The organism is Salinispora oceanensis, assembly GCF_000383575.1.
GTDB classification, from domain to species: Bacteria; Actinomycetota; Actinomycetes; order Mycobacteriales; family Micromonosporaceae; genus Micromonospora; species Micromonospora oceanensis.
The window spans coordinates 5,390,437-5,407,343 of the sequence record NZ_KB911579.1; the positions used below are offsets into that span (position 1 = coordinate 5,390,437).

1 protein-coding gene and 3 pseudogenes are annotated in these 16,907 nt (G+C 71.0%); all 4 read right to left on the reverse strand.

Annotated elements, in window-relative coordinates; genetic code table 11:
* The coding region (locus SALPAC4_RS25685; RefSeq protein WP_020113573.1) for an SDR family NAD(P)-dependent oxidoreductase at window positions 1-5,786 on the reverse strand (5,786 nt) is incomplete at its 3' end.
* Window positions 5,787-6,108: 322 nt separating this feature from the next.
* Window positions 6,109-11,818 (reverse strand): annotated as a pseudogene (locus SALPAC4_RS29235) (type I polyketide synthase); the annotation flags it as partial.
* Between the two features lie 219 nt (window positions 11,819-12,037).
* Window positions 12,038-12,523: pseudogene (locus SALPAC4_RS29240) on the reverse strand (polyketide synthase dehydratase domain-containing protein); the annotation flags it as partial.
* A 9-nt stretch (window positions 12,524-12,532) separates the two neighbouring features.
* Window positions 12,533-16,828 (reverse strand): annotated as a pseudogene (locus SALPAC4_RS29245) (type I polyketide synthase); the annotation flags it as partial.
* Between the last annotated feature and the right edge of the window lie 79 nt (window positions 16,829-16,907).

Here is a 16,907-nt window from a genome sequence, read left to right on the forward strand (position 1 = left end):
GCACCATCCTGATTCACCGCACTACCCCGCAACACAGCCAAAACCTCATGACCGTTACGCCGCGCATCCGACAACCGCTCCAACAGCACCAGACCGACACCCTCGCTCCAGCCTGTTCCGTCGGCCGCGGCCGCGAAGGCCTTGCACCGGCCGTCCCCGGCCAGGCCGCTCTGCAGGTCGAATTCCAAAAACGGACCGGGTGTGGCCATCACGGTGACCCCGCCGGCCAGCGCCAGCGAACATTCGCCCTGGCGCAACGCCTGAGCGGCGAGGTGGATGGTCACCAGGGAGGAGGAGCAGGCCGTGTCGACGGTGACTGCCGGGCCCTCCAGCCCGAGGACGTACGCGACCCGGCCGGTCGCGATGCTGCCCGCGTTGCCGTTGCCGACGTAGCCGACCAGGGCTTCGGCGCCCTCGGCGCCGGAGGTAAGCAGCGAGGCGTAGTCGTGGTACATCAAGCCCGCGAACACGCCGGTCTGGCTGCCCCGCAACGACGTCGGATCGATGCCGGCCCGCTCCAGCACCTCCCACGAGGTCTCCAGCAGCAACCGTTGTTGCGGGTCCATCGCCGTCGCCTCACGCGGGCCGATGCCGAAGAAGCCCGCGTCGAACTCACCCGCGTCGTAGAGGAAGCCGCCGTTCAGGGCGGCGTCGTCGTCACGCGGTCCGAGCATCAGGTCCCAGCCGCGGTCGTCGGGGAGAGCGGACACGGCGTCGCGGCCGGCTTGCAACAGGCGCCAGAAGTCCTCCGGTGAGCGCACGCCGCCCGGGTAGCGGCAGGCCATCGACACGATGGCGATCGGCTCGTCGCTGAGGCCCGTGGCCGCGACCGGCGTGTGGACGGGAGCTTCTTCGCCGGTCAGCTCGGACAGCATGAGGTCGGCCAGCAGCCGCGGCGTCGGGTAATCGAAGAGCAGGGTCGCCGGCAGCGACAGGCCGGTGGCGCTGTTCAGCCGGTTGCGCAGTTCCACGGAGGTCAGCGAGTCGAACCCCATGTCGCGGAACGCCTGGTCGGCCGGGATGTCGTCGGCGCCGCTGTGCCCGAGCACCTCGGCGGCCTGTTCGCGGACGGTGGCCAGCGCAGCGTCGATCCGGTCCGGCTTGGGCAGCGCGCCCAGCCGGCTCCGTAGCGCGGGTTCGGATCGCTCGATCGACCGGATCGGCGCCCGTACGAGGCTTTTGAGTATGGGGGGTACGTCGTCGGCCGTTCTCGCCTGCGCCCGGATGGCCGCAGTGTCGATGTGTACCGGCAGCAGAACCGGCTCGGCTCCGGCGACAGCGGTGTCCAGCAGGTGCAGCGCGTCCTCGGTTGCGAGGGGTGACTGGCCGACCCGTCGCATCCGGTCGAGTTCGGTACGGCCGAGGTGCCCGGTCATCCCGGAGCGCTGTTCCCACATCCCCCACGCCAGCGACACCCCGGGCAAACCCAACTCCCGCCGGTGCACCGCCAACGCGTCCAGAAACGCGTTCGCCGCCGCATAGTTGGCCTGCCCCGGAGCCCCCAACACCCCCGCCACCGAGGAGAACAACACAAACGCCGACAGCTCCCGATCCGCAGTCAACTCGTGCAGATGCCACGCCGACTCCGCCTTCGCCGCCAACACCGCCGCCACCCGCGATCGCGACAACGACTCCACCGTGCCGTCATCCAACACCCCCGCCGCATGCACCACCGCCCGCAAATCGCCGATCGACGCCAGCACCTCCGCCAACGCAGCCCGATCGGCCACATCACACGCCACCACCGACACCTCGGCACCAGCCACCTGCAACTCGGCCACCAACTCCGACGCACCGTCGGCGGCCATCCCCCGCCGACTGACCAGCANCAGACGCTCCACCCCATGCGCCACGACCAGATGCCGTGCCACCAACGAGCCCAACCCACCCGTACCACCAGTGATCAACACGGTGCCCTCACCCGACCACACCGGCTCCCCCACCGGCACCCGGGCCCGCACCAACCGCGGCACCGACACCACACCACCACGCACCATCAACTGCGGCTCACCCACACCAACCAGCCGCGACACCTCAAGATCGTCGGTATCCACCAGCACGAACCGGCCCGGATGCTCCGACTGCGCCGACCGCACCAACCCCCACAACGCCGCCCCCGCCGGCACGTGCTGCGGCGCCAACACCGCCAGCACACCCTCACCCTCAACCAGCCACCGCTGCACCACCTCCAACCCCTCGCCCACCACGTCAGCCACCGGCCGACCGGAAACCTGCGGCCCGTACGTCTCCAAACCCTCGACCGGCTCACCCGGCACCACCGGCTGCCACTCCACGGCGTACAGCGAGTCGGCCGACGGCCCGATGACAACCGGCCGCGATACCAGGGAACGCGCGGCGGCCACCGGGGCGCCGGTTTCGTCTGTCAGGAGCACGGACGTTGCCTCATCCTCTGTGGGGCGCAGCCGCACGCGTACGGTGGACGCGCTTCCCCACAGCGATACGCCGTTCCAGGCGAACGGCAGCGCGACTTCGGAACCGTCGCCGGCGACCGTCAGCGATGTGTGCAAGGCCGCGTCGAGCAGGGCGGGGTGAACGCCGAAGCCCGTGGCCTGGCCGTTCAGCGATTCGGGAAGTTCCACCTCGGCCAGCAGGTCGTCGCCGTGACGCCATACTTTCCGCAGGCCCTGGAACGCCGGGCCGTACTGGTAGCCGTGCTCGGCGAGTCTCTCGTACAGGCCGTCCAGCGGCACCGCGTCGGAGCCCGGCGGCGGCCATGCGCCGTCCAGAGGTTCGGGGTTGTACGCGGCATCGGCGCCGGCCAGTATCCCAGTGGCGTGGTGTGTCCAGTCGGAGGTGTCGTCGGGGCGTGAGAAAACCTTCATCTCGCGCCGGCCGGTGTCGTCGGGTCCGCTGACCGACACCTGGATCTGCACCGGTTTGTGGTCGGGCAGCACCAGCGGTGTCTGCAACACCAATTCCTGGACCACCGGCAGGCCGATCTCGGCGCCGACATGTGCCGCTACTTCGACGAGTGCGGCGCCGGGGACCATGACGACATCCAGCACCATGTGATCGGCGAGCCACGGTATCGTCTCCGTCGACCAGCGGCCGGTCCACACCCAACCGTTGCCTTCGGCGAGGCTGACCGCCGCGCCGAGCAAGGGATGCCCGGAGACGCCGAGCCCGGCCCGGGACACATCCCCCACGGGGGAGACGGGTGCCAGCCAGTAGCGTTGCCGCTGGAATGCGTAGGTGGGCAGATCCACGCGGGTGGCCGGCACGGCGTCGAACAACGCCGTCCAGTCCACCGTCGCGCCCGCGGTGAACAGCTCGCCCAGCCCGGTGAGCACCTCCTGCGGCTCACTCGCACGCGCGGGGACCAGCGCGGTCGCCGGCAGGCCGGACAAGCAATCGGCGGTCATGACCGTGAGCGCGCTGCCCGGCCCCACCTCGGCGAACCGGGTCCCGCCCAGCTGCGCCGCAGTATGCACAGCATCGGCGAACCGGACCGTGCGGCGCGCTTGGGCGCACCAGTAACCGGGAGTGGCGATGTCGTCAGTGACCTGGCCAGTCAGCGTGGACACCACCGCGATCCGCGGCGCCGACCACGACAACCCGTCCAACACCGCCGCGAACTCGTCCAACATCGGCTCCATCAACACCGAATGAAACCCATGACTGACCCGCAGCCAGCCACACCCCACCCCCGCCGACCGCTCCACCCGCTGCAACACCGACCGCGGCCCGGACAGCACCACCGACCCCGGCCCGTTCACCGCCGCCACATCAACATCCCAGCCCCGGGCCAGCACCTCGGCCTCCGACAGCGGCACCCGCAACATCGCCCCACCGGACGGCAACGCCTGCATCAACCGGGCCCGCGCCGCCACCAACCGACACGCATCCGCCAGAGACAACACCCCGGCCACATGCGCGGCCGCCACCTCCCCGACCGAATGACCGATCAGCAGGTCCGGGCGCACCCCCCACGACTGCAACAACCGAAACAGCGCCACCTCGAACGCGAACAACGCCGGCTGCGCCCACCCCGTCTGCTCCACCGACTCCGGCACCACTTCACCGCCAAGCAGCTCCCAGGCCTCCTCCCACGCCGCCGCAAACACCGGAAACGCGGCCGCCAGCTGCTTTCCCATACCGGCGCGTTGCGAGCCCTGACCAGAAAACAACAGCACCGTCTTGCCCACCGACGCCGACGCCGACGCTGCCGCGGTCACTGCCCGCAGTCGGTCGATCAGCGTGTCACGATCAGGGCCGACCACCACCGCCCGGTAATCCAGCACCGCCCGAGAACGCACCAACCCCGCACCCACCAACCGCGCATCCGGACCTGCCTGCTGCGCCCAACCCGCTAGCCGCGCCGCCTGCGCCTGCAACGCGCCCGCCGACTTCGCCGAAACCACCCACGGCACCACCGGCATCTCCGGCACCTCTACCGCCTCGGCCTCGGCCGGCGGCGCCTGCTCCAACACCACATGCGCATTCGTGCCACTGATTCCGAACGAAGACACACCCGCCCGGCGAATTCCGTCTCCCGGCCAAGGCGCGGACCCGGTAACCAACTCAACCGCACCCGCCGACCAATCCACCTCCGGCGTCGGCTCATCCACATGCAACGTCGCCGGCACCATCCCATGCCGCATCGCCAGAACCATCTTGATCACACCAGCGACACCGGCCGCCGCCTGCGTGTGGCCGATATTCGACTTCACCGAACCCAACAGCACCGGCCGCTGCCGGCCCTGCCCATAGGTGGCCAGCAACGCCTGCGCCTCAATCGGATCACCCAACCGGGTCCCCGTCCCGTGCGCCTCCACCACATCAACGTCACGCAACGACAAGCCCGCATCGGCCACCGCCTGCCGAATCACCCGCTGCTGCGACGGACCATTCGGCGCCGTCAAACCATTCGACGCACCATCCTGATTCACCGCACTACCCCGCAACACAGCCAAAACCTCATGACCGTTACGCCGCGCATCCGACAACCGCTCCAACAGCACCAGACCGATGCCTTCGGACATGCCGGTGCCGTCGGCCGAGGCCGCGAACGATTTGCATCGCCCGTCCGCCGCCAAGCCCTGCTGACGGCCGAACGCCACGAACGCGCCCGGCGCCGCCATCACCGTCACGCCGCCCGCCAGCGCCAGCGAACACTCGCGCTGGCGCAGCGACTGCGCGGCCAGGTGCATGGCGACCAGCGACGAGGAGCAGGCCGTGTCGATGGTGACCGCAGGGCCTTCGAACCCGAACGTGTACGCCACCCGCCCGGACAGCACACTCGCGGTGTTGCCGGTCGCCAGGTAGTCGATGACGCCGTCGCCGGCGCCCAGCACCAGGGTCCCGTAATCCTGGCCGTTCGTTCCCGCGAAGACGCCCGTCTGGCTGCCGCTGAGCGACAGCGGATCGATGCCGGCCCGCTCGAACGTTTCCCAGGCGACTTCGAGGAGGAGCCGCTGTTGGGGGTCGGTGGCCAGCGCCTCACGCGGGCTGATTCCGAACAGCCCGGCATCGAACTCGGCCGCGCCGTGGATGAACCCGCCTTCGCGGGCGTGCTCGGCCTGTGGTCCCAGCAGTTCGGCCCAGCCCCGGTCCGGCGGGATCTCCGACACGCCGTCGCCGCCTGCCGCGAGCAGCTCCCAGAACTGTTCCGGGGTGTTCACGCCGCCCGGGAACCGGCAGGCCATCGACACGATAGCGATCGGCTCGCGGTCGCGTACCTCCAGCTCGCGGAGGCGGTTCTGGGTCTCATGCAGGTCGACCGTGACGCGCCTGAGGTACTCGCGGAGTTTGGCCTCGTTCGTCATACCGTGGGTCACCGACCTTTGCTGTCGCCGAATGAGCCGGCATCCGGGGAGGGTGTCTTGCCGAGCCGGGTGTCGATGAAGGTGAACAGGTCCTCGTCGGTCTCGAGGACCGGGTCCTCCGGCGCGGCCTGGTGGTCGGGCGTTCCGTTCCACCGGGAGAGAAGGTTCCGCAGCCGGACCGCGATCTCGCCGCCCGGTCCGTCGTCGCGTCCCAGGGCCTTCCATTCGTCGGCCGGGACGGCCGCGAACGTCGATTCGAGCCGCTCCAGTTCCGCCAGGATCGAGTCGGTGGCCGAGACCTCGCCCGAGAGGCTCTCGGCCATGTGGCCGGCGAGCGCCGCGGGCGTGGCGTAGTCGAACACCAGGCTCGCGGTGAGGTTGAGGCCGGTGACGGCGTTGAGCCGGTTCCGCAGTTCGACGGCGCTCATCGAATCGAAGCCGACGTCGCGGAAGGTCCGCTGCTCCTTGATGGCGTCCGGGTCCGCATGTACGACCACCGCCGCGTGGGCCTTCACGGCGTCGAGCAGCAGGCCGTACCACTCCTCCCGGGGCGTGTCGTGCAACCGCCGCAGCAACGGTGTTCCGGCCGGTTCCGGCGTCTCGGCCGGCGGGCCGGACGCCGCCAGGTCGCGGATGAGGGAGGGCGCGACCCCGGCGGGCACGTTCCAGTTCGCCTCCGCCAGGATGATCGACATCTCGTCGTCGTCAAGGACCTGCCGCAGCGCGCTGGTCGCCAGCTCCGGGGGCATCGACTGCACGCCGCGGCGCCGCAGCGCCTCTTCCACCGCGTCGCCGCCGATGCCGCCGCCGGCCCAGTGACCCCAGGCGATCGACGTGCCGGGCAGTCCCTGTGCCCGCCGGGCACGGGCCAGCGCGTCCAGCGCCGCGTTCGCCGGCGCGTAGTTGCCCTGACCGGCGAGCCCGTAGAAGCCGGCGAGCGAGGAGAACACCACGAACGCCGAAAGATTGAGTCCGGAGGTCAGCTCGTGCAGGTTCGTCGCGCCCCGCACCTTCACCCGCCAGACGTGTTCCATCTGTGCCGGGGTCAGCGAGTCGAGCAGGGCGTCGTCGAGCAGCGCCGCGGTGTGGACCACCGCGGTCAGCGGGAGTTCCGGCGGGATCGCGTCGAGGACTCGCCGGAGCGCTTCCTTGTCGGCCACGTCGCAGGCCACCACCGAGGCGCGGCAGCCCGTCCGGGTGAGCTCCTCGATCAGGTCGGCCGCGCCGGGCGCGGCCATCCCGCTCCGGTTGAGCAGCAGCACATGGCCGGCGCCGTTGCCGGCCAGCCAGCGGGCGACGTGCCGGCCGAGCGTGCCGGTGCCGCCGGTGATCAGAACGGTCCGCCCCGCAGCCGACCAGGTCCGGGCCGGCCGGGCGGTCGCCGACGCGCGGATCAGGCGGCGACCGTACGCCCGGTCGGGCCGGATCGCGACCTCGTCCTCGTCGCCGTCGAGCACCGCGGCGAACCGGGCGAGTGCCGCCGTGACGTCCGTCCGGGGCAGATCGATCAGGCCGCCCCACCGGTCCGGCGATTCCATCCGTACGACCGGGCCGAGTCCCCACACCGCCGCCTGCTCCGGTGCGGACTCGCCGTCGCCGTCGCCGACGGACATCGCGCCCCGGGTCACGAGCCACAGTCGCGCGTGCACGCCGGCATCGCCGAGCGCCTGCATCAGGCGTACCGACAGCGCCAGGCCCGCCGGCACGGCCGGATGGGCGGCGAGGGTGCCTTCGCTCGTGCCCAGGAGCGAGACCACCCCGGCTATCGGGGTCGTGCCCACCGCTGCGGTGATGCGCGCGGCCATGTCGGCGCGGTCCGGCGCGGGGAGCACCAGGCGAACCGTTCGCGCACCGCGTTCCTCGACCGTGTCCGCCAGATCGTCGAGCAGGTCGCGGTCCGGGGCGATCAGCAGCCAGGCGCCTTCCAGGACCGGCCGGGGGCGGTCTCCCAGCGGCTTCCAGGTGATCCGGTAACGCCAGGAGCCCACCACGTTGTCCGTACGCTTGCGCCGGCGCCATGCGGACAGAGCGGGTAGCACCGCGGTCAGGGCCGGCGCATCGACATCGAGCTGGGTGGACAGTTCCTCGACGTCGACTCGCTCGACCGCGTCCCAGAACTCGCGGTCCACCGGATCGCCGGCCGGCGCGTCCGGCGACAGCCAATACCGCTGCCGCTGGAACGGGTATGTCGGCAGGTCCACCCGGCGCCGCGGCACTTCCTCGAAGATCACCGGCCAGCCGACGCTCGTCCCGGCGACGAACAGCTCACCCGCCGAGATCAGCATCCGGTGCACGCCGCCGTCGTCGCGGCGCAGCGATCCCACCACCGTCGACCCGGGCACGGTCTCCTCGATCGCGGTCAGCAGCACCGGATGCGGCGCGACCTCGAGGAACACCCGGTGTCCCAGCGCAGCCGCGCACTGCACCGCGTCCTGGAACCGCACCGTACGCCGCAGGTTGTCGACCCAGTACGCCGCGTCCATCGAGGTCCCCTCGACCGGCTCCCCCGACACGGTGGACACCAGCCGGGTGTGTCCCGGGCCCGGCTCGACGTCGGCCAGCTCCTGCAGGAGCCGCTGCCGGATCCGGTCCACCTCGGCGGAGTGCGCGCTGAAGTCCACGCCGGGGATCCGCCACCGCAGCACCCCTTCGGCGGACAGCGTCCGCTCCCACGCCACCAGGAGCTCGTCCGGACCGGACACCACCACCGTGGTGGGCCCGTTCACCGCCGCCACCGACAGCCCGTCCGGCAGCAGCTGGCGTACCCGCTCCTCGGGCAGCGTGACCGACAGCATGCCGCCGCTGCCGGCGATCTCCTGCAACGCCCGGCTGCGCAGCGCAACCACCCGCGCGCCGTCGGACAGTGACAGGACACTGGCCACACACGCTGCGGCGATCTCGCCTTGGGAGTGGCCGATCACCGCCGCCGGCCGTACTCCCCAGGACCGCCACACCTCGGCCAGCGACACCATCACGGCCCACAGCACCGGCTGCACCACATCGACGCGCGACAGATCCCCGTCGACCGCCTCCAGCAGGGACCAGTCCACGAACGGCGCCAACGCGGCCGCACACTCGGCCATCGACGCCGCGAACACCGGCGACTCGGCCATCAGCTGCCGGGCCATCCCGGCCCACTGTGCGCCCTGGCCGGAGAACACCCACACCACGCCGCCCGGGTCGCGGGCGTCCACCTTGCCGGTTGTCACGAAGGTCGCCGGCTCGTCGTGGGCCAGCGCGTTCAGCCCGTGGAGCAGGGCATCACGGTCGGCGCCCACGATCACCGCCCGGTGGTCGAACACCGCACGGGAGCGCACCAGCGCCGCGCCGGTGAAGGCGATGTCCGTACCCGCTCGGTCGAGCCATCCGGCCAGGCGGCCGGCCTGCGACCGCAGGCCGGCCGCGGTCTTGGCGGACAGCACCAACGGCACCGCCGGCAGGATGGGAATCGGCTCGCCGGGACTCTCCGCGGCCTGTTCCAGCACCACGTGGGCATTCGTGCCGCTGACCCCGAACGACGACACGCCGGCCCGCCGCGGTCCGGGGCGTTGCGGCCACGGCGTGGCCTCGGTGACGAGTCGCACCGCGCCGGCGGACCAGTCCACTTCCGGAGTGGGCTCGTCAACGTGCAACGTCGGCGGCACGACGCCATGCCGCATAGCGAGGATCATCTTGATGACGCCGGCGACGCCGGCTGCCGCCTGCGTGTGGCCGATGTTGGATTTCACGGAACCGAGCAGCGCCGGTTGGGACCGATCTTGACCGTACGTGGCGAGCAGCGCCTGCGCCTCGATCGGGTCGCCGAGCCGGGTCCCGGTGCCGTGTGCCTCGACCACGTCGATGTCCGGCAGGGACAGCCGCGCGTTGGCCACCGCCTGCCGGATCACCCGCTGCTGCGACGGGCCGTTCGGCGCGGTCAGGCCGTTGGACGCACCGTCCTGGTTAACCGCGCTGCCCCGCAGCACGGCGAGGACCTCGTGCCCGTTGCGCCGCGCGTCGGAGAGACGTTCCAGTAGCAGCAGGGCGGCCCCCTCGCCCCAGCTCACGCCGTCGGCGGAGGCCGCGAAGGCCTTGCAGCGGCCGTCCGCGGCGAGCCCGCCCCGCCGGCCGAACTCGAGGAACGCCCCGGGGGTCGCCATCACCGTCACGCCGCCGGCCAGCGCGAGCGTGCACTCGCCCTGCCGCAGCGCCTGTGCCGCGAGATGCATGGCGACCAGCGAGGAGGAGCAGGCGGTGTCGACGGTGACCGCCGGGCCCTCGAAGCCGAACGTGTACGCTACCCGCCCGGTGGCGACGCTGCCCGCGCTGCCGTTGCCGACGTAGCCCGCCAGCGCCTCGCTCTCCTCCGCGCCGGGGGTCAGCAGGGAGGCATAGTCGTGGTACATGACGCCGGCGAACACGCCGGTGAGGCTGCCCCGCAGCGATGTCGGGTCGATGCCCGCCCGCTCGATCGTCTCCCAGGCGACCTCCAGCAGCAGCCGCTGTTGCGGGTCCATCGCCAGCGCCTCGCGCGGGCTGATTCCGAAGAACCCGGCGTCGAAGTCGCCCGCATCGTGCAGGAAGCCGCCGCCGCGGATGTGGCCTCGGCTGCCGTTGAGCAGCTGCTGCCAGCTCCGCTCGGCCGGGATGCCGGAGATCGCATCACCGTCGGAGGACAGCAGATCCCAGAAGTCCTCCGGCGAGGTCACGCCGCCCGGGTAGCGGCAGGCCATCGACACGATCGCGATCGGCTCGTCGGTTGCGGAGGCCGCCACCGGCGCCGGCACGGGTGTGCGCAGGCCGGCCAGCTCGGCATGGAGGAAGTCGGCAAGGGTCGCCGGCGTCGGATAGTCGAAGATGAGGGTGGCGGGGAGCTGGAGACCGGTCGCGGTGGACAGCCGGTTGCGGAGTTCGATCGCGGTCAGCGAGTCGAAGCCCATCTCGTTGAGGGCCCGGCTCGGCGGCACGTCATCCGGACCGCCGTGGCCCAGGACGGCCGCTACCTGCTCGCGTACCGTACCGAGCACCAGTGTCGCGCGTTCCTCGTCCGGCGCCGACGCCAACCGGTCGAGTGACGCGGCGCTGGGCCGGCCGGCGCGGCGTAGCGGTGTGTGGACCAGGCTGCGCAGCGGTGCGGGCGGCGGGTCCATCGCGGCCAGGGCAGTGGGGTCGATGCGCATCGGCAGCAGCAGCGGCTCNCCGCCGGTCACCCCGATGTCGAGCAGACGCAGCGCCTGCTCGGTCGGCAGCGCCCGCGCACCGGAGCGGCCCATCCGCTGCAGATCGGCTTCGGCCAGCCGGCCGGTCATCCCGGAGCGCTGTTCCCACATCCCCCACGCCAGCGACACCCCGGGCAAACCCAACTCCCGCCGGTGCACCGCCAACGCGTCCAGAAACGCGTTCGCCGCCGCATAGTTGGCCTGCCCCGGAGCCCCCAACACCCCCGCCACCGAGGAGAACAACACAAACGCCGACAGCTCCCGATCCGCAGTCAACTCGTGCAGATGCCACGCCGACTCCGCCTTCGCCGCCAACACCGCCGCCACCCGCGATCGCGACAACGACTCCACCGTGCCGTCATCCAACACCCCCGCCGCATGCACCACCGCCCGCAAATCGCCGATCGACGCCAGCACCTCCGCCAACGCAGCCCGATCGGCCACATCACACGCCACCACCGACACCTCGGCACCAGCCACCTGCAACTCGGCCACCAACTCCGACGCACCGTCGGCGGCCATCCCCCGCCGACTGACCAGCACCAGACGCTCCACCCCATGCGCCACGACCAGATGCCGTGCCACCAACGAGCCCAACCCACCCGTACCACCAGTGATCAACACGGTGCCCTCACCCGACCACACCGGCTCCCCCACCGGCACCCGGGCCCGCACCAACCGCGGCACCGACACCACACCACCACGCACCATCAACTGCGGCTCACCCACACCAACCAGCCGCGACACCTCAAGATCGTCGGTATCCACCAGCACGAACCGGCCCGGATGCTCCGACTGCGCCGACCGCACCAACCCCCACAACGCCGCCCCCGCCGGCACGTGCTGCGGCGCCAACACCGCCAGCACACCCTCACCCTCAACCAGCCACCGCTGCACCACCTCCAACCCCTCGCCCACCACGTCAGCCACCGGCCGACCGGAAACCTGCGGCCCGTACGTCTCCAAACCCTCGACCGGCTCACCCGGCACCACCGGCTGCCACTCCACGGCGTACAGCGAGTCGATCGAGGTGGGAGGAGTGAGCTGATCCGTCGATACCGGTCGGGTCACCAGCGATCGCACCGATCCCACCGGCTGGCCGTCACGGTCGGCCAATGCCACCGACATCGCGCCGGCGCCGCGCGGGGACAGCCGCACCCGGAGGAAGTCCGCGCCCGACGCGTTGAGGGAGACGCCGTTCCAGGCGAACGGCAGCGAAACCGAGGCGGCGTCGCCCTCGCCGGAGGCCGCCACCGCCAGCACTGCTTGCAAGGCGGCGTCCAACAGGGCGGGGTGCACCAGGAAGTCGTCGCTCGTATCGGGTGAGCTGACCTCGGCCAGCAGGTCGTCGCCCTGGCGCCAGACTCTCCGCAGACCCTGGAACGCCGGGCCGTACTCGTAGCCGTGCCGGGCCAGCCGCTCGTACGCGTCTCCCAGGGCCACCTCCACCGCACCCGACGGCGGCCAGATGTCACCGACCGCCTCACCGGCAGCCGCATTATCGGCCGCCAGCACACCCGCCGCGTGCTGCGTCCACACCGCGTCCGCGTCGCCGTCGGGCCGTGAGTAGATCTTGAGTGTCCGGTCCCCGGTGTCGCCGGGTTCGGCGATCGAGATCTGTACCTGCACGCCGCCGTGTTCGGGCAGCACCAGCGGGGTCTGCAACACCAGCTCGCGGATCACCGGAGTGCCCACCTCGGCGCCGGCATGCAACGCCAACTCCACGAACACCGCGCCGGCGACCACCACCGCACCCAACACCACATGATCAGCCAGCCACGGCTGCTCCTGCACCGACAGCCGGCCCGTCCACACCCGGCCCTCACCACCGGCAAGACTCACCACCGCACCCAACAACGGATGCCCGGACAAGGAGGTGTCGCGCCTACGCGGCCGCAGCCAGTAGCGTTGCCGCTGGAATGCGTAGGTGGGCAGATCCACGCGGGTGGCCGGCACGGCGTCGAACAACGCCGTCCAGTCCACCGTCGCGCCCGCGGTGAACAGCTCGCCCAGCCCGGTGAGCACCTCCTGCGGCTCACTCGCACGCGCGGGGACCAGCGCGGTCGCCGGCAGGCCGGACAAGCAATCGGCGGTCATGACCGTGAGCGCGCTGCCCGGCCCCACCTCGGCGAACCGGGTCCCACCCAGCTGCGCCGCAGTATGCACAGCATCGGCGAACCGGACCGTGCGGCGCGCTTGGGCGCACCAGTAACCGGGAGTGGCGATGTCGTCAGTGACCTGGCCAGTCAGCGTGGACACCACCGCGATCCGCGGCGCCGACCACGACAACCCGTCCAACACCGCCGCGAACTCGTCCAACATCGGCTCCATCAACACCGAATGAAACCCATGACTGACCCGCAGCCAGCCACACCCCACCCCCGCCGACCGCTCCACCCGCTGCAACACCGACCGCGGCCCGGACAGCACCACCGACCCCGGCCCGTTCACCGCCGCCACATCAACATCCCAGCCCCGGGCCAGCACCTCGGCCTCCGACAGCGGCACCCGCAACATCGCCCCACCGGACGGCAACGCCTGCATCAACCGGGCCCGCGCCGCCACCAACCGACACGCATCCGCCAGAGACAACACCCCGGCCACATGCGCGGCCGCCACCTCCCCGACCGAATGACCGATCAGCAGGTCCGGGCGCACCCCCCACGACTGCAACAACCGAAACAGCGCCACCTCGAACGCGAACAACGCCGGCTGCGCCCACCCCGTCTGCTCCACCGACTCCGGCACCACTTCACCGCCAAGCAGCTCCCAGGCCTCCTCCCACGCCGCCGCAAACACCGGAAACGCGGCCGCCAGCTGCTTTCCCATACCGGCGCGTTGCGAGCCCTGACCAGAAAACAACAGCACCGTCTTGCCCACCGACGCCGACGCCGACGCTGCCGCGGTCACTGCCCGCAGTCGGTCGATCAGCGTGTCACGATCAGGGCCGACCACCACCGCCCGGTAATCCAGCACCGCCCGAGAACGCACCAACCCCGCACCCACCAACCGCGCATCCGGACCTGCCTGCTGCGCCCAACCCGCTAGCCGCGCCGCCTGCGCCTGCAACGCGCCCGCCGACTTCGCCGAAACCACCCACGGCACCACCGGCATCTCCGGCACCTCTACCGCCTCGGCCTCGGCCGGCGGCGCCTGCTCCAACACCACATGCGCATTCGTGCCACTGATTCCGAACGAGGACACACCCGCCCGGCGAATGCCGAGTCCCGGCCAAGGCGACGTCTCGGTGACCAGTTGCGCCGCGCCCGCCGACCAATCCACCTCCGGCGTCGGCTCATCCACGTGCAACGTCGCCGGCACCATCCCGTGCCGCATCGCCAGGACCATCTTGATCACCCCGGCAGCGCCTGCTGCCACCTGGGTGTGGCCGAGGTTGGACTTGACCGAACCCAGCAGCACCGGCCGCTCCCGGCCTTGACCGTAGGTGGCCAGCAACGCCTGCGCCTCAATCGGATCACCCAACCGGGTCCCCGTCCCGTGCGCCTCCACCACATCAACGTCACGCAACGACAAGCCCGCATCGGCCACCGCCTGCCGAATCACCCGCTGCTGCGACGGACCATTCGGCGCCGTCAAACCATTCGACGCACCATCCTGATTCACCGCACTACCCCGCAACACAGCCAAAACCTCATGACCGTTACGCCGCGCATCCGACAACCGCTCCAACAGCACCAGACCGATGCCTTCGGACATGCCGGTGCCGTCGGCCGAGGCCGCGAACGATTTGCATCGCCCGTCCGCCGCCAAGCCCTGCTGACGGCCGAACGCCACGAACGCGCCCGGAGTGGCCATGACCGTCACGCCACCCGCCACCGCCAGCGAGCACTCACCACGCCGCAGCGACTGGGCCGCATAGTGCATCGCCACCAGGGACGAAGAGCACGCCGTGTCGACCGTGAGGGCGGGCCCCTCGAACCCGAAGGTGTACGCCACCCGCCCCGACATGATGCTGGCCGCGTTGCCGGTGGTGAGATAGTCCGCCACCTTCTCGGCCTCGGCGGACATGAGCATGCCGTAGTCCTGTCCGGTGGTCCCGGTGAACACTCCGGTCTGGCTGCCGCGCAGCGACGTCGGGTCGATGCCGGCCCGCTCGATGACCTCCCAGGCGAGTTCCAGCAGCTGACGTTGCTGCGGGTCCATGGCCAGCGCCTCACGCGGACTGATCCCGAAGAACGCGGCGTCGAAGTCGGCCACGCCGGGGAGGAAGCCGCCGACCGCCATGTCGACGCCGGTCCGCTCGGTGTCCAGCAGGGCGGTCAGGTCCCAGTCGCGGTCCTCGGGGAATCCGGACATGGCGTCGTCGCCGGCCAGCAGCATGCGCCAGAAGGCCTCCGGCGAGTCAGCCCCGCCCGGGAACCGGCAGGCCATCGACACGATGGCGATGGGCTCGTCGGTGCCGGTCACGGCTGTCGGCGGCGTAATCGACGGCGACGTGCCGGACAGCTCCGCCACCACGAAGGCTGCCAGGACCTCGGGGGTCGGGTAGTCGAAGACCAGTGTCGCCGGGAGCCGCAGACCCGTGACGGTGTTCAGCCGGTTACGCAGGTCGACGGCGGTCAGCGAGTCGAACCCCATGTCGCGGAACACATGACCGGCCGAAACGTCGTCCGGGCCGTGGTGTCCGAGCACGATGGCCACCTGTTCGCGGACCGTGTTCAGCACGAGAGCCGTACGCTCCTGCTCCGGCAGGGAACCGAGCCGGTCCTTGAGGGTGGCGCCGGGCCGTGCGGCTCGGCGGGCCGGCGTGCGTATCAGGGCGCGCAGCATGGCCGGCACCTCCCCGGCCGCACTCGCCTGGGCCCGGACGGCCGCGGTGTCGATACGCACCGGCAGCAACACCGGCTCTACAGCGGCCACCGCCACATCCAGCAGCCGCAACCCCTGCTCCGCCGGCATCGCCCGCAACCCGGCCCGATCCATCCGCGACAAATCAGTAAGACCCAAATGCCCGGTCATCCCGGAGCGCTGTTCCCACATCCCCCACGCCAGCGACACCCCGGGCAAACCCAACTCCCGCCGGTGCACCGCCAACGCGTCCAGAAACGCGTTCGCCGCCGCATAGTTGGCCTGCCCCGGAGCCCCCAACACCCCCGCCACCGAGGAGAACAACACAAACGCCGACAGCTCCCGATCCGCAGTCAACTCGTGCAGATGCCACGCCGACTCCGCCTTCGCCGCCAACACCGCCGCCACCCGCGATCGCGACAACGACTCCACCGTGCCGTCATCCAACACCCCCGCCGCATGCACCACCGCCCGCAAATCGCCGATCGACGCCAGCACCTCCGCCAACGCAGCCCGATCGGCCACATCACACGCCACCACCGACACCTCGGCACCAGCCACCTGCAACTCGGCCACCAACTCCGACGCACCGTCGGCGGCCATCCCCCGCCGACTGACCAGCACCAGACGCTCCACCCCATGCGCCACGACCAGATGCCGTGCCACCAACGAGCCCAACCCACCCGTACCACCAGTGATCAACACGGTGCCCTCACCCGACCACACCGGCTCCCCCACCGGCACCCGGGCCCGCACCAACCGCGGCACCGACACCACACCACCACGCACCATCAACTGCGGCTCACCCACACCAACCAGCCGCGACACCTCAAGATCGTCGGTATCCACCAGCACGAACCGGCCCGGATGCTCCGACTGCGCCGACCGCACCAACCCCCACAACGCCGCCCCCGCCGGCACGTGCTGCGGCGCCAACACCGCCAGCACACCCTCACCCTCAACCAGCCACCGCTGCACCACCTCCAACCCCTCGCCCACCACGTCAGCCACCGGCCGACCGGAAACCTGCGGCCCGTACGTCTCCAAACCCTCGACCGGCTCACCCGGCACCACCGGCTGCCACTCCACGGCGTACAGCGAGTCGATCGAGGTG